General features: G+C 67.0%; 20 protein-coding genes and 1 riboswitch. Of the genes, 14 read left to right on the top strand and 6 right to left on the bottom strand.

Annotated elements, in window-relative coordinates; genetic code table 11:
- The first annotated feature begins 172 nt into the window (after window positions 1-172).
- The 4 genes from ACIGKQ_RS16295 (at window position 173) to ACIGKQ_RS16280 (ending at window position 2298) form a co-directional block, all read left to right on the top strand.
- A complete protein-coding gene (locus ACIGKQ_RS16295; protein ID WP_266062740.1) occupies window positions 173-1147 on the top strand; it encodes an alpha/beta hydrolase in 975 nt (324 codons plus the stop codon).
- 43 nt (window positions 1148-1190) lie between these two features.
- On the top strand, window positions 1191-1523 hold the full coding sequence (locus ACIGKQ_RS16290; protein WP_235721830.1) for a YidH family protein: 333 nt from the start codon (window positions 1191-1193) through the stop codon (window positions 1521-1523).
- Window positions 1524-1538: 15 nt separating this feature from the next.
- On the top strand, window positions 1539-1799 hold the full coding sequence (locus ACIGKQ_RS16285; RefSeq protein ID WP_266062739.1) for a hypothetical protein: 261 nt from the start codon (window positions 1539-1541) through the stop codon (window positions 1797-1799).
- A gap of 85 nt (window positions 1800-1884) precedes the next feature.
- Window positions 1885-2298, top strand: coding sequence for a TIGR03668 family PPOX class F420-dependent oxidoreductase (locus tag ACIGKQ_RS16280; protein ID WP_396574458.1), 414 nt, complete (start codon window positions 1885-1887; stop codon window positions 2296-2298).
- Between the two features lie 55 nt (window positions 2299-2353).
- Here ACIGKQ_RS16280 and ACIGKQ_RS16275 read toward each other — a convergent pair whose 3' ends face one another.
- The gene (locus tag ACIGKQ_RS16275; protein WP_396574457.1) at window positions 2354-4252 is read right to left on the bottom strand and encodes an ABC transporter ATP-binding protein; all 1899 of its coding nucleotides are present in this window, start codon (window positions 4250-4252) and stop codon (window positions 2354-2356) included.
- Between the two features lie 204 nt (window positions 4253-4456).
- On the opposite strand from ACIGKQ_RS16275, the gene fgd reads away from it, so the two are divergent.
- From fgd to ACIGKQ_RS16245, 6 genes are all read left to right on the top strand, one after another.
- Window positions 4457-5473, top strand: coding sequence for a glucose-6-phosphate dehydrogenase (coenzyme-F420) (gene fgd, locus ACIGKQ_RS16270; protein WP_396574456.1), 1017 nt, complete (start codon window positions 4457-4459; stop codon window positions 5471-5473).
- Between the two features lie 94 nt (window positions 5474-5567).
- Window positions 5568-6116, top strand: a complete 549-nt coding sequence (locus ACIGKQ_RS16265; RefSeq protein ID WP_235721835.1) for a TetR/AcrR family transcriptional regulator — start codon at window positions 5568-5570, stop codon at window positions 6114-6116.
- A gap of 60 nt (window positions 6117-6176) precedes the next feature.
- Window positions 6177-7799: an FAD-binding oxidoreductase gene (locus tag ACIGKQ_RS16260; protein WP_396574455.1), complete on the top strand. Its 1623-nt coding sequence runs from the start codon at window positions 6177-6179 to the stop codon at window positions 7797-7799.
- Between the two features lie 92 nt (window positions 7800-7891).
- On the top strand, window positions 7892-10000 hold the full coding sequence (gene pta / locus ACIGKQ_RS16255; protein WP_396574454.1) for a phosphate acetyltransferase: 2109 nt from the start codon (window positions 7892-7894) through the stop codon (window positions 9998-10000).
- A complete protein-coding gene (locus ACIGKQ_RS16250; protein ID WP_396574453.1) occupies window positions 9997-11208 on the top strand; it encodes an acetate kinase in 1212 nt (403 codons plus the stop codon). The genes pta and ACIGKQ_RS16250 overlap by 4 nt, the downstream gene beginning before the upstream one ends.
- A 422-nt stretch (window positions 11209-11630) precedes the next feature.
- Window positions 11631-12854 (top strand): IS110 family transposase, encoded by a 1224-nt coding sequence (locus ACIGKQ_RS16245; RefSeq protein WP_396574498.1) that lies wholly within the window; start codon window positions 11631-11633, stop codon window positions 12852-12854.
- 252 nt (window positions 12855-13106) lie between these two features.
- Here the strand turns inward: ACIGKQ_RS16245 and ACIGKQ_RS16240 are convergent, their stop codons facing one another.
- The 3 genes from ACIGKQ_RS16240 to ACIGKQ_RS16230 form a co-directional block, all read right to left on the bottom strand.
- Window positions 13107-15644 carry a tetratricopeptide repeat protein gene (locus ACIGKQ_RS16240; RefSeq protein WP_396574452.1) on the bottom strand — a complete coding sequence of 846 codons (2538 nt, stop codon included), beginning with the start codon at window positions 15642-15644 and terminating at the stop codon, window positions 13107-13109.
- Between the two features lie 86 nt (window positions 15645-15730).
- Window positions 15731-16738, bottom strand: coding sequence for a glutamate ABC transporter substrate-binding protein (locus ACIGKQ_RS16235; RefSeq protein ID WP_396574451.1), 1008 nt, complete (start codon window positions 16736-16738; stop codon window positions 15731-15733).
- Window positions 16735-18180 carry a hypothetical protein gene (locus tag ACIGKQ_RS16230; RefSeq protein WP_396574450.1) on the bottom strand — a complete coding sequence of 482 codons (1446 nt, stop codon included), beginning with the start codon at window positions 18178-18180 and terminating at the stop codon, window positions 16735-16737. Before ACIGKQ_RS16230 ends, ACIGKQ_RS16235 begins: the two co-directional genes overlap by 4 nt.
- A 423-nt stretch (window positions 18181-18603) precedes the next feature.
- On the opposite strand from ACIGKQ_RS16230, the gene ACIGKQ_RS16225 reads away from it, so the two are divergent.
- Window positions 18604-19086, top strand: coding sequence for an NUDIX hydrolase (locus ACIGKQ_RS16225; RefSeq protein WP_266062730.1), 483 nt, complete (start codon window positions 18604-18606; stop codon window positions 19084-19086).
- Between the two features lie 93 nt (window positions 19087-19179).
- On the opposite strand, the gene ACIGKQ_RS16220 is transcribed toward ACIGKQ_RS16225, so the two are convergent.
- Together ACIGKQ_RS16220 and thiE are read right to left on the bottom strand one after the other, a co-directional pair.
- Entirely contained in the window at window positions 19180-19650 is a 471-nt protein-coding gene (locus ACIGKQ_RS16220; protein ID WP_396574449.1) for a hypothetical protein, read from the bottom strand.
- A gap of 184 nt (window positions 19651-19834) precedes the next feature.
- Window positions 19835-20518, bottom strand: a complete 684-nt coding sequence (gene thiE / locus ACIGKQ_RS16215) for a thiamine phosphate synthase (RefSeq protein ID WP_396574448.1) — start codon at window positions 20516-20518, stop codon at window positions 19835-19837.
- Window positions 20519-20600: 82 nt separating this feature from the next.
- A riboswitch (TPP riboswitch) is annotated at window positions 20601-20713 on the top strand.
- Here thiE and thiO point away from each other — a divergent pair.
- The 3 genes from thiO (at window position 20712) to ACIGKQ_RS16200 (ending at window position 22841) form a co-directional block, all read left to right on the top strand.
- Window positions 20712-21821: a glycine oxidase ThiO gene (gene thiO, locus ACIGKQ_RS16210; protein ID WP_396574497.1), complete on the top strand. Its 1110-nt coding sequence runs from the start codon at window positions 20712-20714 to the stop codon at window positions 21819-21821. Its footprint overlaps the riboswitch before it by 2 nt.
- Complete coding sequence (gene thiS, locus ACIGKQ_RS16205; protein ID WP_287016344.1) at window positions 21821-22018, top strand: sulfur carrier protein ThiS; 198 nt, start codon at window positions 21821-21823, stop codon at window positions 22016-22018. The genes thiO and thiS overlap by 1 nt, the downstream gene beginning before the upstream one ends.
- Window positions 22019-22022: 4 nt before the next feature.
- A complete protein-coding gene (locus ACIGKQ_RS16200; protein ID WP_396574447.1) occupies window positions 22023-22841 on the top strand; it encodes a thiazole synthase in 819 nt (272 codons plus the stop codon).
- Window positions 22842-22875: the final 34 nt, after the last annotated feature.

The raw sequence follows: 22875 nt of genomic DNA, 5'->3' as shown, positions 1-22875 counted from the left end.
CACGCACCGCGACGTTTGCGCCCATCGATGGTGTGGTAAACGGTCTACGAAACCGAGATCGGAACGCCCGATCCGTGTAGTTTTCGCACTGACGCCATCTCAGCATGTGAGCAACGGACGTGCTGCGTCGGCAATGCGTACCGCCGATCGCCAGACGACGAGGATGTGAGCCATGCCGATCGTGCATCACCGCGCCCCGAGTCTGCTGTCCTATGCCATGTGGGTCGGCAGCCGCGGTCTGCTGCGCCCCACACTCTCGCTGTGGCCGCTGAACAGGCCGGGGATGGCGGGTCTGTTCCTGATAGACCGGGCGCTCGCGGTCGGGCCGCGCCCGGCCGGCGTGGTGCGTGAGCGGATGACGCTGGCGGGTCGTCCGGTCGAACTCATCCTGCCCGCGGGACCATCGCGGCGCGATGCGGAGACAGCCATCCTCTATCTGCACGGCGGCGCGTTCGTGGTCTGCGGACTGGGCTCGCACCGCTCGATCGCGAGTCGGCTGTCGCGATCCTGCGAGCTGCCGGTGTTCTCGGTGGAGTATCGCCAGCTGCCCGCGGCCGGGGTCGGTACCTCGGTGGCCGACGCCGTCGGCGCCTACCGAGAACTGGTGTCGGAACGGGGCTACCGGCGCGTCATCGTCGCGGGTGACTCCGCGGGCGGCTTCCTGGCCGGCAAGGTGATCGAGGCCGCCATCGACGAGGGACTGCCGATGCCCACCGCCTTCGTGGGGATTTCGCCGTTGCTCGACCTCGACGTCGGCACCCACCCGGATCGGTCCAGCCGCTCCGACGCCTACATCCCGCGCAGCAAGATGGCCGAGCTCGCACCGCTGTTCGCGCGTGGTCCGGTGGTCTTCAACGGGGTGCGCCGCATCACCGACCTCGCCGATGCGGCGTTCCCGCCGACGGTGATGGTCACCGCCGAGGGGGAGATGCTCGAAGCCGACGTCATCGAGCTCGTCGAGACGCTCGATGATGCGGGTGTCGACACCGTGGCCCACAGCTACGCTTGGCAGGTGCACGCGTTCCCGGTGCTTTCCACCCGGCACCCGGAGAGCATGCACGCCATCGACGTGATCGCGGCGTTTGCCGCCGACGCCATCCGAAAGGCCAAGGACACTGAGCACCGAGAGGGCCAACGGGCCGGCTGAGTCTCAGACCGCCCCGAAGACCACCGGCGCGAGCGCCCCGACGGTGCCCGGCGCCATCGATGCGCGTTTCACGCTGGCCGCCGAACGCACGGTGCTCGCCTGGGTGCGCACCGCGTTGGGGTTCATGGCGGCAGGGGTTGCCGTGGTCTATGTCGCCGCCGACATCGAACATCCCGTGCTGGAGACTGCGCTGGGGCTGGTGATGGTTGGATTGGGTTGTGCCATCGCCCTGCTCGGTGCGTGGCGGTGGCGACGCACGATGAACGCCCTGCGTGACGGTGGCGAGATGCCCGGCCCCTCGCATGTCACGTTCCTGATCGTTGGGATAGTGGTGGTGGCCGTCGCGATCGCGGTGGTGATCGTAGTCAACACCTGAGATGAGCATTTTTCGATGATCAACAACGACTTCGCACGCGGAGCGCAGACCTTTTCCCGCGGGATGACCATCGTCGGGTCGGCGATCTTGCTGGTCTGCGTGGCCTTGTTGACGGTCAATTGGTGGCAGGAAGGGCGATGGGTCTGGGTGGGTCTGGGAATCGCCATCGTGGTGGTCAACATCGGACTGATCGTGTTGCAGTTCCGGCGGCCGCGCCCGCCGAGCCGGCAGCCGCGCACCGACGACACCCGCCCCGGCGACACCCCGACCGAATGACCCTTGCGTCGCCGACAGAACCCGAAATGTCACCGACAGAACCCGCGCTCGTGCCGCGAGCGTCGTCGGCGGGCAACTCCCGGTGATGTCCGCGCGAGACCGGTTCGCATCGGCTCGAGTGGCGCGCCTGGCCACAGTGGGCGCCGACGTCCGGCCACACCTCGTTCCGGTGGTCTTCGCGCTGTTCGACGACATCGTGGTGTCGTGCGTCGATCACAAGCCCAAACGGACCCAGCGGCTACGTCGACTTGCCAATATCGTGGCGAACCCGGCCGTGTCGCTGCTCGCCGACCACTACACCGAGGAGTGGTCCGCGCTCTGGTGGGTTCGCGTCGACGGCCGCGCGGAGGTGGTCGACGCCGAAAGTGAACTCGGCACACGTGCGATCGACCGCCTCGCCGCGAAGTACTCCCACTACCGCGCCGACCGGCCCGACGGTCCGGTGATCGTGGTGCGCGACCTTGCTTTTCACAGTTGGGCGGCGACTCCGGAGCAGTGACCGGCGTGCGTCCGGCCGGATGCTCTCGGCGAGATGTGGGGTTCTCTCGGCAGGCTCAGGCGGTCAGTTCGTGCTCATCGCCGCCGGTGTCGTCGGCGAACTGGGTGCGGTACAGCTCGGCGTAACGGCCGTTGCGGGCCAGCAGGGACGCGTGATCGCCACGTTCGATGATGTGTCCGCCCTCGAGGACCGCGATCTCGTCGGCGGCCCGGATCGTCGAGAGTCGGTGGGCGATCACGATCGATGTCCGACCGACCAGGGCTTCGGCCAGCGCCTCCTGCACCGCCGCCTCCGACGTCGAGTCCAGATGCGCGGTGGCCTCATCGAGGATCACCAGCGACGGTTGGGCCAACAGCAGCCGCGCGATGGTCAGCCGCTGCCGTTCGCCGCCAGACAGTCGGTAACCCCGCTCGCCGACGACGGTGTCGAGGCCGTCGGGCAGTGCCGACACGAGTTCGTCGAGTCGCGCGCGACGCAATGCGTCCCAGATCTGCGATTCGGACACGGCCGGATTCGCCAAGGCCAGGTTGGCTCGAACCGTGTCGTGGAACAGGTGACCGTCCTGCGTCACCAATCCGACGGTGCGGTGTACCGAGGCGCTGCGCAGATCGCGCAGATCGACCCCGTTGAGAGTGATCGAGCCGGAATCGACGTCGTAGAGCCGGGTCGCGAGATTGGCGATGGTCGACTTGCCGGCGCCCGAACTGCCCACCAGCGCGGTCATGGTGCCCTCCGGCACCTCGAGGTCGATGTTGTGCAGCACCGTCGATCCGCCGCGGTTGTCCAGTTGCGCAACCTCTTCCAGCGACGCCAGCGACACCTTGTCGGCCGACGGGTAGGCGAAGGACACGTCGTCGAAGCGCACCGACACCGGGCCCGCCGGCACCGCACGCGCATCGGGTGCGTCGGCGATCAGCGGCGTCAGGTCCAGCACCTCGAAGACACGCTCGAAACTGACCAACGCGCTCATGATTTCCACTCGCGCGTTCGCCAGCGCGGTGAGCGGTGCATACATCCGGGTCAGCAGCAGCGCCAGCGACACCACGGCGCCCGCCGACAGGTGTCCGCCGACCGCCAGCCAACCGCCCAGCCCGTAGACCAGAGCGAGGGCGAGCGCGGACACCAACGTCAGCGCCGTCATGAAATAGTTCTGCAGCATCGCGCGCCGCACGCCGATGTCGCGCACCCGGTCGGCGCGATCGGCGAACTCCGCCGACTCCACCTCCGGGCGCCCGAACAACTTGACCAACGTCGCACCCGGAGCCGAGAACCGCTCGGTCATCTGCGTCGACATGCGCGCGTTGTGCTCGGCAGCCTCGCGCGACAGTGCCGCCATCCGTTTGCCCATGCGCCGCGCCGGCACCACGAAGATGGGCAACAGGACCAGCGCGAGCAGAGTGATCTGCCAGCTGATCGCGATCATCACGCCCAGCGTGAGCACCAGCGTCACCGCGTTCGACACCACCCCCGACAGCGTGTCGCTGAATGCGCGCTGTGCGCCGATGACGTCGTTGTTGAGTCGGCTGACCAGGGCGCCGGTCCGCGTGCGGGTGAAGAAGGCGACCGGCATCTTCTGCACGTGGTCGAACACCGCACGGCGCAGGTCCAGGATGAGTCCCTCACCGATGTTGGCCGACAACCACCGCAGCGCGATCCCCGCGCCGGCCTCGACGAGCGCGATACCCGCGATCAGCAGCGCCAGTCCGGCGATGGCACTGCCGCTGCCACCACCGGTGATCATATTGACCACTCGCCCGGCCAATAGCGGCGTCGCCACCGTCAGCAAGGCGGTGAACACCGACAACCCGAGGAACAGCACGATGCGCCGACGATGTGGTTTCGCGAAGCCGCCGATCCGACGCATCGTGGCTCGCCGTTCACCGCGCAGCGTGCGGCCCTGCGGCGCGTTCATCGTCTTGTACATGGTGTCCCATGCGACCGACTGCATGCTCATGCCACCACGGTAGAACCTCAAGTCAACTTGAGGTCCACCGGCGCAAACGGTGCGTCCGCCGACACCTGTTCGTTGTCCTTCTGCCACCGCCGGAGGAAGCGGTACCCGGGGGACGAACCGCGTGCGCTGAGCCTGAGTAGGTTGGATACGGAGTGATCGATCGGGGACGAACGAATACGTGATGGACGAAAACGAGGTAACAGCGTGGCAGCAGAACTCAAACTCGGTCTCAAGGCGTCGGCGGAGCAGTTCGATCCGCGGGAACTCGTGGAGATCGCCGTGTTGGCCGAGGAGCACGGGCTCGATTCGGTGACGGTAAGCGATCACTTTCAGCCGTGGCGGCACAACGGTGGTCATGCCCCGTTCTCGTTGGCGTGGATGGCCGCGGTCGGCGAGCGCACCAAGCGGGTGCAGATCGGGACGTCGGTGATGACGCCGACGTTCCGCTACAACCCGGCGGTGATCGCGCAGGCGTTCGCGTCGATGGGCTGCATGTATCCGGGTCGGATCATGCTCGGTGTGGGTACCGGTGAAGCGCTCAACGAGTACGCGACCGGATTTCAGGGTGAGTGGCCGGAGTTCAAGGAGCGTTTCGCCCGGCTGCGTGAGTCGATCAGGCTGATGCGTGAGTTGTGGACTGGCGAGGAGGTGAACTTCGACGGTGAGTACTACAAGACGCAGGGCGCCTACATGTACGACGTGCCCGAGCAGCCGATCCCGGTGTACGTGGCCGCCGGTGGCCCGGTGGTCGCCCGCTATGCCGGTCGGGCAGGTGACGGGTTCATCTGCACGTCGGGCAAGGGTGCCGAGCTGTATCAGGAGAAGCTGATCCCGGCGGTCAAGGAAGGCGCGGAGAAGGCCGCACGCGATTTCGAGCAGATCGACCGGATGATCGAGATCAAGATCTCCTACGATCCGGACCCGGAATTGGCGCTGGAGAACACCCGGTTCTGGGCGCCACTGTCGTTGACCGCCGAGCAGAAGCACAGCGTGAACAGCTCGACGGAGATGGAGCGGTTGGCCGACGAGTTGCCCATCGAGCAGGTCGCCAAGCGGTGGATCGTGGCGTCCGACCCGGACGAGGCGGTGGAAAAGGTCAAGTTCTACACCGACTCGGGGCTCAATCACCTCGTGTTCCACGCGCCCGGGCACGACCAGCGTCGTTTCCTGGAGAACTTCGAAAAGGACCTGGCACCCCGGCTGCGCAAGCTCTCGGTGTGACGGGCGCTCGAGCGTAACCGGCCTCGGGGGGCGCTTGACGGTACCGGTCGCGGTGGCCGCGGATCGCGCGATTCGTCCGATACCGTGATTGCCCATGGAACGGGACCGCATGGTGGACGTCGGCGTGGCGCTGGTGTCGCGGTTCGGGGCGAAGGCGCTGAGCCTGACCTCGGTCGCGCGGCAGGCCGGGGTCGCGCGGGCGACGGCGTACCGGATGTTCGGTGGCAAGGATGCGCTGATCGCCGCGATCGTCGAGCGTGAGGTCGTGACCTTGCGGGTCAAACTGCGCGAGTGGGCCGACGCCGAGCCCGACGCGGCCGGCAAGGTGCGTGCGCAGGTGCGCAACGTGCTGCCCTACATCCGTGAACACGAGGCCCTGCAGTACGTGCTGCGCAACGAACCCGAAGAGGTGGTGCGGGCGCTCGTGGCCACCGAAGCTGCGGCGGGCCCGACACTGATCCACCAGATCGTGGAGCAGACCCTGCCCGATCTGCAGCCCGAGATCGCCGCGCAACTCCGGCCCGACCCGCGCGGGGCCGCCGAGTTCCTGGTCCGCACGATCTACTCGTTGATGCTCATCCCGGACAGTGCGCTCTCCGACGATGACGTCGCCGACCTGGTGGTGCGCGCCATCGTGAGGTGACCGACGCCGCCACCTGAGTGACAGTTACGCTGAATGTGTAACGCACGAGGAGGTGGGCCGATGTCCGACGAACCGAGCTTGTCGAACACATCCGACGACGAGACCGCGCTGCGGGCCGTGACGATGCACCGCCCCCGGTGGGGTGATCCGACGACCCCGGCCGACCTTCCGGCCGCGGCCGCCGCGCTCGCCGGTGCCGATGCGGTCGCCGATACCGGTGTCGACCCCGACGCGGTCGTGCTCGCCGAACCCGTGGTGCCCGAGGCGGTCCGCACCGCGCTGGTGAAACTGCTCGGAGCGTCGAATGTCAGCGCAGACCACCGTGATCGCATCGATCACACCCGTGGATACTCGACAACCGATCTGCTCACGCTGCGCGGCGGTGACGGCAGCGACGCCCCCGATCTGGTCGTCGCACCCGCAAACCACGACGACGTGGTGCGGCTGCTCGAGTTGTGCGCCCACCACCGGGTCGCGGTGGTGCCGTTCACCGGGGGCACCTCGGTGGTGGGCGGTCTCACGCCGCAGCGTGCCGGGTTCGCCGGGGTCGTGTCGGTGGACCTGCACCGGCTCGACCAGCTCGTGGAGGTCGACGAGATCTCCCGCACCGCGACACTGCAGGCCGGCCTGCGTGGCGTGCGCGCCGAAGAATTGCTGCGCGCCAACGGGTTCACCCTCGGGCATTTCCCGCAGTCCTACGCGGGCGCCGGCATCGGCGGGTACGCGGCCACCCGATCGGCCGGTCAGTCGTCGGCCGGCTACGGTCGCTTCGACGAGATGGTGGAGCATCTGGTGCTCGCCACCCCGCGTGGCACCGTCGAGTTCGGCACGGCACCCCGGTCGGCGGCCGGCCCGGACCTGCGCCACCTCGTCCTCGGATCGGAAGGGGCGTTCGGGATCATCACCGAGGTCACCGTCCGCATCCACCCGACACCCACCCGTCGGGTTTTCGAGGGCTGGCGCTTCGCCGACTTCGACGCCGGCGCAGCCGCTCTGCGGGCACTCGCCCAGGACGGGCCGATGCCCACCGTGCTGCGGCTGTCCGACGAGGTGGAGACCGCCATCAACCTCGCCGACCCCGACGACCTCGGCGGCGCCACCGGCGGATGTCTGGCGGTCGTCGGCTATGAGGGAGCGGTGGCGGAGGTGGACGGCCGCCGTGACGCGACCGCCGAGGTGTTGGGTCAGGCCGGTGGCACCTACGCCGGAACAGAGCCGGGGCAGGCGTGGCGGGCCGGTCGGTTCCGCGCACCGTATCTGCGTGACCCGCTGCTCGACGCCGGCGTGCTGGTGGAGACCCTGGAGACCGTCACCTACTGGTCCCGGTTGGCGGAGGTCAAAGCCGCGGTCACCGATGCGGTGACCACCACCCTCGCCGACCTGGGAACCGAGCCGCTGGTGATGTGTCACATCAGCCATGTGTATGCGGCCGGCGCCTCGCTCTACTTCACCGTCGTCTGCCCGCAGACGGCGAACCCGATCGAGCAATGGGCGGCGGCGAAAGCGGCTGCCAACACCGCGATCCGCGCATCCGGCGCCAGCATCACCCATCATCACGGTGTCGGCCGCGACCACCGCGACACCTATCACGACGAGATCGGCACACTCGCGGTCGAGGCGCTGCGCGCGGTCAAACGCACTTTGGACCCCGACGGCGTCTGCAACCCCGGCATCCTGCTCTGACCTGCGAATGCCGACCTCGTGCGTGATCGATCCAACTGGAATTCACCAGCGAGCACTCCCTGTGGTCGCCGGATCGTCGATAGGCTGAGTCCATGGGTGCAGACACCGTCGAGTCGCGCAGCATCTACCTCGCCTCGGCCGAAGGGGACACCGGCAAGTCGACCATCGCGCTCGGGTTGCTGGCGCTGTTGTCGGCGCGTGGCGGGCGGGTCGGTGTGTTCCGTCCCATCTCCCGGGCCAGCGGCGGCGAACGAGACTACATCCTCGATCTGCTGATGGATCGGGACTCGGTGGATCTGCCCTACGAAGACCGCATCGGCGTCACCTACGAGCAGGTGCACGACGACCCGGAAGCGGCGATCGGGGAGATCGTGGCCCGCTTCCACGCCGTCGAAGCGTCCTGCGACACCGTCCTGATCGTCGGGTCCGACTACACCGACGTCGGAAACCCGTCGGAGCTGAGCTACAACGCGCGGATCGCGGCCAACCTCTCAGCGCCGATCATCTTGGCGGTCAAGGCGTCTGGGCGCAGCGCCGTGGAGATGCACGGTCTGGCCGAGCTGCTGCTCACCGAGATCTCCGCCGCGCATGCGACCACGGCGGCCATCGTGGTGAACCGTTGCGAACCGGAGCTGCTCGACGTCACCAATCGTGAGGTCGCCAAGACCGGGGTGCCGACCTGGTGTCTGCCGGAGAACCCGGTGTTGTTCGCCCCCACGATCGGTGAACTCAAAACCGCGCTCGGTGCGCACATGTACAGCGGCGACGAGGCCCTGCTCGACCGGGAGGCCCTCAACGTGATGGCCGGTGGCATGACCGTCGAGCACATCCTGGAGCGGCTGACCGACGGGATGGTGGTGATCACGCCCGCCGACCGTTCCGACGTCCTGCTGGCGCTCGTCAACGCCAATACCGCGCAAAGCTTCCCGAGACTGTCGGGAATCATCCTCAACGGCGGTCTGCGGCCGCATCCGATGATCGAGGCGCTCGTGAAAGGCCTCAAACCGACACTGCCGATCATCGCGTGCGGACATGGCACCTACGAGACGGCGCGCACCGCCGCGCACACCCGGGGGCGGCTCGGTCGAGATTCGGTGCGCAAGATAGATGCGGCCCTGGGGTTGATGGAACGCAACATCGACCCGGAGGCGTTGCTGAAGGTGCTCGACGTGCGGGCGCCATCGGTGGTCACCCCACAGATGTTCGAGTACGGCCTCATCGCCCGCGCGCGGGCGAACCCCAAGCACATCGTGTTGCCCGAAGGTGAGGAGGACCGGATTCTGCGCGCAGCCGGACACCTGGTGCGACGTAGCGTCGCCCGCCTCACCCTGCTCGGCCCACCGGACCGGATACAGACGCGCGCACAGGAACTCGGTGTCGACCTCGACGGTGTGGACGTGATCGATCCCGCATCGTCGGACCTGCTGGATGATTTCGCCGCCCAGTACACCGAGATTCGCAAGCACCGCGGGATGGACGTGGAGCGAGCAGCCGAGATGATGCACGACGTCTCGTATTTCGGCACGATGATGGTACACACCGGAATCGCCGACGGTATGGTGTCCGGGGCGGTGCACACCACCGCACACACGATCCGGCCGGCCTTTGAGATCATCAAGACCAAGCCCGGCGTCAACACGGTCTCCAGCGTGTTCTTCATGTGTCTGGCCGACAAGGTGCTCGCCTACGGCGACTGCGCGGTGGTGCCCGACCCGACGGATCAACAACTCGCCGACATCGCCATCTCGTCGGCGCAGACGGCCGCGCAGTTCGGGATCGAACCCAAGGTCGCGATGCTCTCGTATTCCACCGGTGAGTCCGGCTCCGGCGCCGACGTCGACAAGGTACGGGTAGCGACCGATCTCGTACGAGAACGAGCGCCGGAGGTCCTGGTGGAAGGTCCCATCCAGTACGACGCCGCGGTGGAACCGAGCGTGGCGGCGACCAAGATGCCGCAGTCGCCGGTGGCCGGGCAGGCCACGGTCCTCGTCTTCCCGGATCTCAACACCGGCAACAACACCTACAAGGCGGTACAACGCAGTGCGGGTGCGGTCGCCATCGGCCCGGTGCTCCAGGGCCTCAACAAACCGATCAACGATCTGTCCCGCGGTGCGCTCGTCTCCGACATCGTGAACACGGTGGCGATCACCGCCATCCAGGCCCAGGGTGAACCCGGGACCGTGGCGGAGGGGCCGGCATGAACGCGGTGGCCGCCGGTGCGGTGCTGGTTCTCAACGCCGGTTCGTCGTCGCTGAAATACCAACTGGTGCATCCCGATAGCCAGCAGGTGGTGGCTGACGGCATCGCCGAACGGATCGGTGATAGCGGGTCTTCGATCACCCATGAACAAGACGGCGACGTCGAGACCGTGTCGGCGGAGCTGCCCGACCACCATGCGGCCATCGAGCGGGCGATGCGGTTCTTCACCGATCACGGTACGGATCTACGCAGCGCCGGGTTGCAGGCGGTGGGCCATCGAGTGGTGCACGGGGGACGCACCTTCTTCCGCCCGACCCTGATCGACAACGAGGTGATCGGGGAGATATCGCGAATCTCCAGCCTTGCGCCGCTGCACAATCCAGCCAACCTGATCGGCATCGAGGCAGCTCGGACTTTGTTGCCGGAGGTGCCGTCGGTGGCGGTTTTCGACACCGCTTTCTTCCACGACATGCCCGACGCTGCCGCGACCTACGCCATCGACCGCGGCGTCGCGAGCATGCACGCCATTCGTCGTTACGGATTTCACGGCACCAGCCACGAGTACGTCTCGGAGCAGGTGGCCGGGTTCCTCGAACGCCCACTCGAGTCGATCAATCAGATCGTCCTGCATCTGGGCAACGGGGCGTCGGCGTCGGCGATCGCCGGTGGTCGGCCGATGGACACATCGATGGGGATGACCCCGCTCGAGGGATTGGTGATGGGCACCCGCAGCGGTGACGTCGATCCGGGCATCGTGCTGCACCTGCACCGTGTCGCGAAGCTCCGGGTCGATCAGATCGACACGCTGCTCAACAAGCAGTCCGGGCTGAAGGGTTTGTGCGGCGAAAACGACTTCCGGACCATCACCGAGAAGATGGCGCAGGGCGACGAGGCGGCACGACGCGCCTACGACGTCTACATCCATCGCCTGCGCCGCTACATCGGCGCGTACATGATCGAGTTGGGGAAGGTGGACGCAATCACGTTCACCGCCGGTGTCGGTGAGAACGCGGCGAGTGTGCGCGCCGATGCGCTTGCGGGCCTGGAGAACTACGGGATCGTCGTCGACCGCGAGCGTAATGCCCTGCGCAGCAAAGATGCCCGGCGAATTTCGCCGGACGATGCCGACGTGTCGGTGCTCGTGGTCCCCACCAACGAGGAACTGGCCATCGCCCGACAGTCCGCCGAAGTCGTCAGCACCCCGCGTTGAGTGGGCGTCCTTTCCCGTCGAGTGGGCGCGGTATCTCGTTTGTTGGGCGCCGTATGTCGTTGACTGGGCGTTGTTTTGGGTCGAGCGGGTGCGTTGTCTGATCTCGATACGCCCTCGGCTAGCGCCTCGGGCTACTAATGGGAGCTACTGGGTCTGGTCGTGAGTTTTGGGTCAGACTTGGTGTTGGTGGCTGCTGCTGGGTGAGCACTCGTGGCTACGGAACCGTTGATGGCGAGTTCTGGATCGAGACCGTGCCCCTGGTGGTCGGCCGAGAGGGTGTGATTGCTGCTGGGATGTCGTGCCGGCTCCGATGCGGTTTCGGGGTGTGAGCACTGAGCCATTAGTTCGCGAGGGTCCTCCGGCTAGCTGCCGTGTTGAACAGTCGAAGGCTTGGTAGCTGTGAGGAGGCACCGTCAGTGGCAGTGTTGTTCGTCGGGGATGATTGGGCCGAAGACCACCATGATGTCGAGTTCCAAGACGAGGGTGGGAAGGTGTTGCGGCGGGCGCGGTTGCCTGAGGGGATCGCCGGGATCGCGAAGTTCGGTGAGATCGCGGCGACCTTCTTGGACGAGGACGATCAGTCTGACCAGGTGCTGGTGTGTATCGAGGTCGATCGCGGTCCGTGGGTCAACGCGTTGATAGCTGCGGGGTATCGGGTGTTCGGAGTCGATCCCAAACAGGCCCACCGTTACCGCGAGATCGTGGTCAGTTCGGGCGCCAAGAGCGATAAGGGTGATGCTCATGCGCTGGCCGAGATGCTACGCAGTCGTCGCCACCAGTTGCGCGAAAGTGGTGGAGACTCCGAGATCGCGGACGCGGTCAAGGTGGTGTCCCGCGCGCATCAGACGATGATCTGGGAACGTACACGCCACATGCTGCGGTTGCGTGCGGCGCTGCGCGAGTACTTCCCGGCGATCCTGCTGGTGTGCTCGGAGGTGGATCTGGAATTGACGAGCCGGCCGATCCTGGGCTTGTTGGCCAAGGCTCCGACCCCGGCGCGGGCAGCGAAGCTGACCAAAAGCCAGATCCTGCCCCTCCTCAAGGGGCGCCGCAACAAAGATGCCAAAGCTGTTGCGATACAACAGATTCTACGCGGACAGCACCTCGGCCAGCCTGATCGGGTCACCGACGCCTACGCGGCCTCGGTACGTGCCTCGGTGGCGGTACTCGGTGTGGTGATCGAGCAGATCGACGAGCTCGCCGGCGAGGTCGATGCCCATTTTTCCCAGCACCCGCACCATGAGATCTACCTCAGCCAGCCCGGCATGGGGCCGACCGTGGGACCCCGGGTGCTCGCCGAGTTCGGGGACGACCCGCTACGTTTCGCCAACAGCAAAGCCCGCCGCAACGCGGCGGGCACCAGCCCCATCACGAGACAGTCGGGTAAATCGCGGATCGTCTCCGCGCGTTACATCCACAACGACCGACTCGTCGACGCGCTGATGGCCCAAGCCCACGGAGCCTTCATGCACGACGACGGCGCCCGCACCTACTACCGCAAACAGAGAGCACGAGACGTCGACCACAACGCCGCGCTACGCCAACTGGCCAACCGCCTCGTCGGCATACTCCACGGATGCCTGGCCCGCGGCATCCCCTACGACCCCGCCACCGCATGGAAGGACCAAACCCCCGCCGCGGCTTGACATCAAACCTTCAGGGATGTCTCGATCAGCGAGGCGGGGGCTTCGGGCTACTCGATGAGCGGGGCGGGGGCTTTGGGCTACTGGATCAGCGGGGCGGGGGCTTTGGGCTACTGGATCAGCGGGGCGGGGGCTTTGGGCTACTCGATGAGCGGGGCGGGGGCTTTGGGCTACTCGATGAGCGGGGCGGGGGCTCTGGGCTTCTGGATCGGCGGGGCAGGCTTCGGGCTGCTGGATCAGCGAGGGGTGGCGTGTTCAGAAGAGCGTGTCCGGCCGCACGTAGTTCGCGAGGTCGACAAGCATGAACCGGTGATCTCGGTTGGACCGGGTCTGTCGGGCCAGTGCTCGCAGACTGCGTTCGGTGCCGGCCCGCAGGCCCTGCTCGGTGAACGGATATCCCAGCAGCGTGGTCGGTTGAAGGGTGGGATCGGTGTCGGGGTTCTCGTGCACCCAGCCCAGGGCGGTGCCGAGCACGATGAGCAGCAGACGCTGCTTGCGGGGTTCGCCCTCGGGCATCACGCCCACTCGTCGCGCGGCTTCGACGACCTGCTGGCGGGTGATCTCGCCGGTGGGTCTGCCGTGCACCAGTGCGATCACCGCCGTCGCGCGTGCGGTGTTGAAATGTCTGCTGGTGGGCGGCACTTCGTCCAGCGGTGCGATGGCCGACGCGACGTCACCGGTGGCCACCGCCAGCCGTGCCAGCCCGAAGGCCGCGGTCACGATCCCGTGGTCGGTGAGCCACAGATCGTGATAGTGGTGTGCGGCGACATCGAACAGTTCGGCTATGCGTGCGTCGTGACTCTCCGACGGCAAACCCTCATCCGACAGCCACCGGCCGATGAGTTCGGCCGTACCGGCCACCGCCAACTTCGGTGCCACCTCGCCGGGCATCGCCTGCAGCACATCGCTGAACCGCTCATAGGCCAGCTCTGGCTCGTCGTTCATCAGCGCGCAGATGGCCAGATACCATTGCACGCGCCACGAATCACCGTGGTGCACCGAGACATCCCGCAACAGAGCGAGGGCGGTGTCGACGTCGTCGAGTTCCAGATGCGCGCGCACCTCGGCGAGATCGATCTCCAGGGACGGGTGTTTGCGCTTGTCGGTGCGGCCGAGCAGTGACGAGAAGCCGTCGGCGCGGGCCGCATGGATGGAGTCCAGGGTCTGGCGCGGATCGGAGAACGCGGCCGAGGTGAGCATGCTCGACGCGGGATCGGCCGGATTGACCAGCGGCAGCGGCAACGCCCGGGCGATGTCGACAGGATCGTAGAACGCGGCCTGTTCGGGATCGAAGAAACCGTCGACCGGCGCCAACATCAGATCGGTACCGAACGTCGAGCGTTGCGGGGTGAACACCGTGGACAACGATGGGCGCGGCACGCCCGTGTGCACGGCGACGATCTCGCGCAGCACATTGAGGACCTGGGTCGTCATCTCGTCGGTGGAGGCGAACCGGTCGGCAGGGTCTTCGGCCGTAGCTCGTTGCAGCAGAAGGTAATACGACGGATTATCTCGGAACACCGGGGTGTCTTCGGGGGAGGGCAGGCCGTCGAGGTAGCGGCCGTTGCGTTTGGGCATGTCCACGGTGAGCGCCGCGAGGGTGCGACCGATGCTGTAGATGTCGGAGGCCACCTGCGGGCCGGTCCGGACGATCTCGGGGGCCTGGAAACCCGGTGTGCCGTACAGGTGTCCGTACCCGTTGATCGCCGACACCGCACCGAGGTCGATCAGCTTCACCTCGTCGCTGCCGACCATGATGTTCTCGGGTTTGACGTCGTTGTAGACCAGGCCGACGGAGTGCAGGTAACCGACGGCGGGCAGTACCTCCAGCATGTAGGCCATCGCGTGCTCGACGGGCAGCAACCCGGTGCCGCCTTCGTCCTCGGCAGTGATCTGTTTGAGGGTCTGCCCGCCGATGTACTCCATCACGATGTAGCCGAAACGGTCACCGAATTCGTTGACGTGCTCCACGAAGTTGTAGATCTTGACGATGCCGGGGTGGTTCACCGACGCGAGGAACTGTCGTTCGGCGACAGCCACCGCCTGCGCCTCGGAGTCCGACGAATTGAGCAGACCCTTGAGCACGACGGGGCGGTCGGAGACGTTGCGGTCGATGGCCAGATAGATCCAGCCGAGGCCGCCATGTGCGATGGCACCGGCGATCTCGTACTGGTCGGCAACCAGTGTGCCCTGTTCGAGGCCGGGCACGAACGAATACCGCACCCCGCAGTGCGGACACTGGCCGGTGAGATCGCCCTGACCGGGACCGGAGGTGCGTCCGACCGGTTTTCCACATCGCCAGCACGTGCGTTTGCTCTCCGCGATGACCGGGTGGGTCAGCACCGCATCTGCGGGCTCGATGTCGGTGATCTTGGGCAACTCGACGAGTCCACTGCCCAGACGACGATCGTGCACCATCGATCGGTTGCGCGGCACCAGTCGCCGACCTGAGCCGAGGGCGGAGATAACGTCGGTCGGGATCGTCGGTCCGGACCGTCCCGACACCCGGTCGGTGGGTCCGTCTTCCTGGTCATCTGCGTTCCCAACGTCGGCGTACTGGGTTCCGACGTCGAGATCGCCGAGGGCGGCCTGCTGGGTGCCGACATCGAGATCGTCAACCGACGCCTGCTGGGTGCCGACGTCGAGATCGGCTGCCGACGCCGCCTGGGTACCCACGTCGGCGGGCTCGTCGTCGCAGAGCTCATCGCGGCTCACCGCCTGCGTGCCCACCTCGGCCCCGCCCGCGTCCGCTGTGGACGCCGGCGCCTGCGGGCGATACTCCTCGTCTGTCATCTCAGCCTGTCATCTCAGCACGTCACCTCGATCGGCCAGTGCCGCTCGGTCGGATGCTCTCCGTCGTCTCCTCATCGGTCATGCCGTCAGTCTCTGTACACCGGTTGTGGCGGTCCGTTACTCGGCCCCAGGATCGACAACCAGCGGTCGTACATCTCTTGCCACTGTCCTGAGCTGCGGAGCTGTTCGAGGACTCCGTTCACGAAACGCACCATGTCGTCTTGGCCCTTCGGGATTCCGACACCGTAGTACTCCACGCCGAGACTAGGCCCCACGAGTTGCACCCACGGGTCCTGTTCGGCGAGGCCGGCGAGGATGGCGTCGTCGGTGCTGACCGCGTCGGCCTGACCCTGTTGCATCATCACCAGGCAATCGGCCCACGTGGTGGTGGTGACCATTCTGACGCGCGGCACGATGGCCTGTATTCGGCCGATGGAGGTGGCGCCCCGGGCGGCGCACACGCGTTTGCCGACGAGTTGCCGAGGTTCGGTGACACCGGAGTTGCGGGTCGACAGAATGCGTTGGTAGGCAACGTAGTAAGGGGTTGAGAACGACACATCCTGTAGCCGGTCACACGTGATGCTCATCGTCTTCACCACCACGTCGACGGAGTGGTCGGCGAGTGCTTGGGTGCGGTCGGCGGAACTGAGGACCCGGAACTCGATGGTGGCTTCGTCGCCGAAGATGGCCCGCGAGATCGCGCGCGCGATGTCGACGTCGAATCCCTGGATGTCGCCGCTGATCGGGTCGCGAAAACTGAACAGATTGCTGCCGATGTCGAGTCCGACGATGAGCCGTCCGCTGTCCAGGATCTCCGCCATCGTGCTGCCCCGCGGCATCCGGGCAGGCGGTGGTATCGCACCGGGGCGCAGGCTCACCGTCGCGTCGCAGTTCTGCGAGTTCGGCACCGGCTCGCGCGGCACATCGGTCTGCGCACCGGGTGGTAGCGGACGTGTCCCGAACGCGACCGGTGGCGGCGATTCCGGTGCGGGGAACCGGGCGCAGCCGGTGGCGGCCGCACCCACCACCAGGACCAGTACCGCTGACGTCGTCAGCTTCTTGATGCGCACCCGAGCCTCGAACCGGTCGATCATCGGTACTCCCGGATTCGCGGGATCAGTCCGATCCCCACCGCGGCGCCGGCGAACAGGGTCAGTCCGAGGATGCCGGAGCCGGTGAAGCCGAGGACGCGCTGCGCGGTGTTGATGTCGTCGCGGAACGCCAGGCGGGTGGTGGTGATGCTGTCGACGAGCGCGCGGTCGAGGTCGCGGTAGGCCTGTGCGGTGGTGTTGCGTCCGTCGCCCATCGTCATCGTGCGTGCCTGCGCGAAGTCACCTGCCGACATCTGGGCGCGGACCTGCGCATCGAGTTCACGCCAGCGGTCGAGCACATAGTTGGCGTTGTAGATCTGCGCGTCGGAGACGACGCTGGAATCACCGCGTTCGCGCTCCACTCGGTCGATGAGCCGCTCGATGGCGGCGGTGGTGTCGGTGAATGTGCGGTCCTGATCTTCCTGGTCGCCGCGGCGCACCAGTGACAGCGTCTCCGCCGACCTGGCCTGCTGGGTGAGGATGCGTGCCGAGGTGAGCTCGCGCAATGGGGCCGCCCCGTCCACGCGCGCGTTGTTGGTGGCGGCCACCGACATCAACCCGGAGGTCAGTAGCCACACCGTGCCCACGACGACTGCGATCAACGCCGACAACACACCGATGTTGAATCGCCGTCGAGTGCGCCTGACCAGATAGCGGCTGGTGGCCACGAGCCCGACGATCAAGGCGACCAGCGCGATGTACACGCCCCACGGGGGTTTCGTCAGCGCGCTCTGCGGATCGGCGATTGCCATCGACCGACGCTGGTAGAGGCGCTGGGCGGCGGGCAGGATCTTCTCCTGCATCATGGTCGACGCCTCGCCGAGGTACGCCGAGCCGACCGGATTGCCGAGACGGTTGTTGGTCCGGGCGACCTCCACCAGGCCGCTGTAGACCGGGATGCTGATGGCCAGGGTGTTGAGGTCCGAGTCGATCTCACGGGAGGCGGCCGCGCTGGTGGCTCGCTCGACCTCTTCGGACGACCCGGCCGCGATGATCAGCGACGACGACGCGGTGGCGAGCGCGTCGGCGTATCGCGTCCGCAATTCCGGCGATTCCAGTCCGCCGGAGATGAACGCCGAGTTGGCCGAGGCGTCGGCGATCGACAGTGAACTGTAGAGCACCTGGGAGGCCTCGGCGAGCGGCTCGGTGCGATCGATCATCAGCCGGAGTGTCTGGGTGCGGTCTTCCAGCGTCGTGGAGGCGTACAGACCGGTGGCCACACACGAGATCGCGAGCACCACAAGGATCAGGATGAGCTTTCCCGGACTGGTGACCGAGTAGTGGCGCAGCGTCGTCAGAGGGGACTGTGCCCGCTGACGCGTCGAGGTGACGAGGTTGCGGCGGTCGGAGAGCACCTGTCGGATCGGAGGCGCCGTGGGACTGGGCCGGATGGTCCGGCCCGCACGCGTGAGCGCGGTCCTCATGGGCGAGACGTCGCCGGTCACGTCAGGTTCCTTCCGAACTCTCCATTTTTCCGGCGTCACTTTCCGATCGTGCCGGTCGTGCCGGCGTCGGGTTCACGGTCTCCACCTTGTCTGTCGCCGCGTGTGGTCCATATGTTTCGTCTCTCGGCAAGAGGCGAAACGCGATGTCCGGCGTTGCGTCGAAAGCTCGGGGACACGGTTCGGGCATCTGCCTCAACCCTAGTCCTCGGGTGCGGGCCCGGCTCGTCGTGCGGTGCCGTGTCCCCGCACTTCTCGGATTGCGTGCGGCTCGGATCGTCAGGGGAGTCGACCAGCGGCGGATCGGGTCGGCGGAGTGAATTCCACGTTCGCACTCTGGCCAGTACCGGCCGCCTCACATACGGTGGACGACGTCCGGGCCGCATGGTTGGAGTGTTGGGGCGACGACGAGCAGCAGGAGGCAGAGTGCGCGGAGACGGCGACGGTTGGGTGGTCGATCCGGACGGTTCGCGCTACTGGGGCCGCAATGGTGCGGCGGGACTGTTGCTGCGTGCGCCGCTGCCCGACGGGTCTACCGGGATCCTGCTTCAGCACCGGGCGGTGTGGTCGCATCAGGGAGGTACCTGGGGTTTGCCCGGCGGTGCCCGCGACTCTCATGAGAGTGCGATTGACACGGCGATCCGAGAGGCCGACGAGGAAGCCGGTATCGGGGACAGCGCGCTGCGGGTGGTTGCCGCGATCGTCACCCACCAGGCGCCCAGCGGGTGGACGTACACCACGGTGATCGCAGAGGTTGATCAGCCGGTGGACACTGTGGCGAACTTCGAGTCCGCGGAGCTGCGCTGGGTGCGGGAAGACGACATCTCCGAGCTGCCGTTGCATCCGGGTTTCGAGAATGCTTGGCCGATGCTGCAGGAACGCATCAACGCTCTCGATCCGCGGAGCTGAGAATCGCCGCCCAGCTCTGGAATCGCCGCCCAGCTCTGGAATCGCCGCCCAGCTCTGGAATCGGGCCCAGTTGTGGGATCGGACCAGGGCCGGTCACCGCGTCGGCCGTAGCCGGTTGGCCCCGGCGATGAGTGCGCGGACGTTGGCCTCGTCGGCGGTCTGTCCGGTGCCGTACGCCCAGCATCGGCGGTCGTCGTGTTCGCACAGCAGGAATGTGGTCACGGTCCCGGCGCACTCACGCTGATGGAGTCCGACGATCTGGACCGGCGCCCCGATGTCGTGCAACATCGACGTCATCGCCCCGATCGGGCCGGCCGCGGTCGCCTGCAACGACATGATGTCGTCGGCGTGGGCGATGGTGGCCTGGCAGGTGACCAGGTCTTCTCGGTCCCGTCGGGTCGACCAGGTGCCCAGCCGGATTGCCCCGGTCGGGGCGAACTCGGCGAGGAAGCCTTCCCAGCTCAGGCCGGTCGCCTCTTCGCGCATACCGCGTGGCAGCGACTGACCGAACCGAGCCGCGAACGGGTCGGTGCGTGAATGTGTTGTGCGTTGGATGGTGTGCATGGAATTCGCCTGTTCGGTCGAGGAGAGACCGACGGGCAGATGCGCAACGACCCCGCAGCGGGGGGTCGGTCAGATTCAGACCCCGCTGCGGCGGGTTACGAGCGCGTTCTGCATGCACAACATGATGGCGACCACGATAGACCGCACCACTGCAACGCGGCAACCGAGTTGTCGACGCAACGGCCTACAGCGCAGCGCGCAACTGCGTGGCGGCCGTGCGTGGCTCGTCGGCGGCGGTGATCGCGCGGACCACCACCGCCCGGCGTGCTCCGGCATCGGTCACCGCAGTGAGCCGGTCGGCGTCGATACCGCCGATGGCGAACCACGGCTTCTCGGCCGCGACCGCCGCTGCCTGACGGACGAGGTCGAGGCCGGGGGCGGACCGGCCGGGTTTGGTCGGCGTGGGCCAGCACGGTCCGACGCAGAAGTAGTCGACGTCGTCATCGTCGACCGCGTCGCGTAACTGTGCTGCGTCGTGGGTGGAGATGCCGATCGCGATGTCGGCGCCGGCAATGTGGCGGGCCAGCTTGGCGGGCAGGTCGCCCTGTCCGACGTGCAGGACATCGGCGCGTGACAGTGCGGCGATGTCGGCGCGGTCGTTGACCGCGAGCATCGCGCCGTGCTGGTGGGCGATGGCGCGCATACGTGCCAGGATCTCGAGTTCCTCTCGGGCCTCGAGGGTGCCGAACTGCGCTTCGCCGGGCGAACCCTTGTCCCGTAACTGGACGATGTCGACACCGCCGGCGACTGCAGCGGACACGAAGTCGACGAGGTCTCCGCGTTCCCGGCGGGCGTCGGTGCACAGGTAGAGGCGGGCGTCGGCGAGCCGCGCGGTCCGCGCGCTTCGGGTGTCGGTCACGGTGGCCACGCTAGCCGTGGGAGTCGAGACGACTGCGGCCCCGGGTCGCCACCGCCGTGCCAACGCCCAGAACGACGGCGGTAGCCTGGGGTGGAACGACACGGGAGCCTGGGGTGCGCCGGGCTGAGAGTGCGGATCGATCCTCCGCTGACCGTTTGACCTGATCCGGGTAATGCCGGCGAAGGAAGGATGATCTGACGTGATTGCTGACAATTCCGGCTCCGCCACCGGCCTGCTGGCGGTGATCGGTGGCGGTGTCATCGGCTTGACCTGTGCGTTGGCCGCTGCCGACGCCGGTTGGCGGGTTCGGGTGTTTGACGCCGGCGCCGAGCATCGGGCGGCATGGGTGGCGGCGGGCATGCTCGGGTCCCTGGGTGAAGGGCATCCCGGGGAGGACGAGCTGCTGGCATTGTCCACCGAGTCGGTGCGCCGCTGGCCGCAGTTGCTGTCCCGTCTGGGCGGCCACAGCGTTCTGGCAGCCGCCGACTCGCTGTTCGTCGCAGCGTCCTCCGCCGACGCCGAACATCTCGATACTCTCGCCGACTTCGTCTGGGCCCGCCGACCGCGCGCCCAGGACGACCTGCGCCGGGTGGGCCCGACTGAGATACGGCGACTCGAATCGGCCGTGAGCTCCCGGCTGCACAGCGGCTATCTGGCCATCGGTGAGGGCGCGGTGGACAACCGTCGATTGCTCGCCGCGTTGCGGGAGGCGCTTCTGGCGGCCGGTGGTGAGGTGGTCGAGCGGCGGATCAGTGATCTCGCCGAGCTGGCCGACGCCGATGACATCCTCGTCGCCGCGGGATTGGGAACGTCCGCGTTGGTGCCGGAGGTGTCGTTGCATGCGGCCAAGGGAGAGATCCTCCGGCTCCGTCGGACCACGTGGTCGGTGCCACCGCCAACGCACGTGGTGCGAGCGCGGATGCACGGTCGGGCGGTGTATCTGGTCCCGCGGCAGGACGGCGTCGTTGTCGGCGCCACTCAGTACGAACCGTTCGACGAGACGGCCTTTGCCCCCGATGTCGGCGGCGTGACGGACCTGCTGTCCGACGCCGTCGACCTCATGCCCGGTCTGCGTACCTACGAGCTGGCCGAGGCCGGTGCCGGCATGCGTCCGTGTTCGGTCGACGGGCTCCCCATCATCCGTCGCATCGATGAGCGGGTGCTGGTTGCCACCGGCCACGGCCGCAACGGAATCCTGTTGGCGCCCTATACGGCTCATGTGGTCCTCGACGTACTCCGCGGCGCTGCAGGCCGGCGCACTGTCGGGGCCACGAACGCGAGCGACGCCATCAACCAAGGAGTGAACAGATGATGACGGTCACCGTCAACGGAGAGGACATGACCCTGCGGCCCGATGCCTCGGTGGCGGAACTGCTGAGGAGTATGGGTCTGCCGGACCGAGGTATCGCCGTCGCAGTCGACGGCGTGGTTGTTCCCCGGGGGAGCTGGAGCACGGCCCTGCATGCGGGTGCCGGTATCGAAATCGTCACCGCGGTGCAGGGTGGGTAGCGCGATGCGGAATGATCCGACCACGGATACGAACGCCGAATCCGCGCTATACGGGAACGCGAAGGCCGCTGACTGTCTGCGGATCGCGGACCGCGAGTTCGCTTCTCGGCTCATCATGGGCACCGGTGGGATCTCCAACCTGGCCGTTCTCGAGCGGGCCCTGGTGGCGTCGGGCACCGAGTTGACCACCGTGGCCTTGCGGCGTGTGAGTCCGGACTCGCGTACCGGGATGATCGAGTTGCTGCGTCGCCTCGACATCGCGATCCTGCCCAACACCGCTGGCTGCCATACGACGGCCGAAGCAGTGTTGACCGCACAGCTCGCCCGTGAGGCCGTCGAGACCCATTGGGTGAAACTCGAAGTGGTGTCCGATGAACGTACCCTGCTACCCGACCCGATCGAACTGGTCGACGCGGCGCGGGCCTTGGTCGACGATGGCTTCGCCGTGTTGGCCTACACCAACGACGATCCGGTTCTTGCCGGGCGGCTGCAGGATCTCGGTGTCGCAGCCGTGATGCCACTCGGGTCACCGATCGGTACCGGATTGGGTATCGCGAATCCGCACAACATCGAGATGATCGTCGCCGATGCACAGGTGCCGGTGGTCCTCGACGCGGGTATCGGCACTGCGAGCGACGCCGCTCTCGCCATGGAAATCGGTTGCGATGCAGTCCTGCTCGCCTCCGCGGTCACGCGCGCCGATGACCCGGAGCGAATGGCCACGGCGATGAGGCACGCGGTGATCGCCGGGCGTCATGCCGCCGGCGCCGGCCGTATCCCGAAGCGCTTCTGGGCTCGGGCGTCCTCGCCGCAACGCGCCTGAAAAATACGTCGCGATGTGACGATCATGGCGAAAT

This window comes from Gordonia sp. NPDC062954 (assembly GCF_044543825.1).
GTDB classification, from domain to species: domain Bacteria; phylum Actinomycetota; class Actinomycetes; order Mycobacteriales; family Mycobacteriaceae; genus Gordonia; species Gordonia tangerina.
The sequence above is the reverse complement of the archived record's forward strand: the minus strand, read 5'-3'. Positions and strand labels throughout refer to the sequence as shown.

Bases quoted from the DNA above. Each gene is read 5' to 3' on its own strand.
- ACIGKQ_RS16235 (WP_396574451.1), bottom strand. From the start codon at position 16,738: ATGATCGACCGGTTCGAGGCTCGGGTGCGCATCAAGAAGCTGACGACG.
- ACIGKQ_RS16275 (WP_396574457.1), bottom strand. From the start codon at position 4,252: ATGAGCATGCAGTCGGTCGCATGGGACACCATGTACAAGACGATGAAC.
- ACIGKQ_RS16260 (WP_396574455.1), top strand. From the start codon at position 6,177: ATGTCCGACGAACCGAGCTTGTCGAACACATCCGACGACGAGACCGCG.
- ACIGKQ_RS16285 (WP_266062739.1), top strand. From the start codon at position 1,539: ATGATCAACAACGACTTCGCACGCGGAGCGCAGACCTTTTCCCGCGGG.
- ACIGKQ_RS16240 (WP_396574452.1), bottom strand. From the start codon at position 15,644: ATGACAGACGAGGAGTATCGCCCGCAGGCGCCGGCGTCCACAGCGGAC.
- ACIGKQ_RS16265 (WP_235721835.1), top strand. From the start codon at position 5,568: ATGGAACGGGACCGCATGGTGGACGTCGGCGTGGCGCTGGTGTCGCGG.
- ACIGKQ_RS16280 (WP_396574458.1), top strand. From the start codon at position 1,885: ATGTCCGCGCGAGACCGGTTCGCATCGGCTCGAGTGGCGCGCCTGGCC.
- ACIGKQ_RS16200 (WP_396574447.1), top strand. From the start codon at position 22,023: ATGCGGAATGATCCGACCACGGATACGAACGCCGAATCCGCGCTATAC.
- ACIGKQ_RS16220 (WP_396574449.1), bottom strand. From the start codon at position 19,650: ATGCACACCATCCAACGCACAACACATTCACGCACCGACCCGTTCGCG.
- ACIGKQ_RS16250 (WP_396574453.1), top strand. From the start codon at position 9,997: ATGAACGCGGTGGCCGCCGGTGCGGTGCTGGTTCTCAACGCCGGTTCG.
- pta (WP_396574454.1), top strand. From the start codon at position 7,892: ATGGGTGCAGACACCGTCGAGTCGCGCAGCATCTACCTCGCCTCGGCC.
- thiS (WP_287016344.1), top strand. From the start codon at position 21,821: ATGACGGTCACCGTCAACGGAGAGGACATGACCCTGCGGCCCGATGCC.
- ACIGKQ_RS16295 (WP_266062740.1), top strand. From the start codon at position 173: ATGCCGATCGTGCATCACCGCGCCCCGAGTCTGCTGTCCTATGCCATG.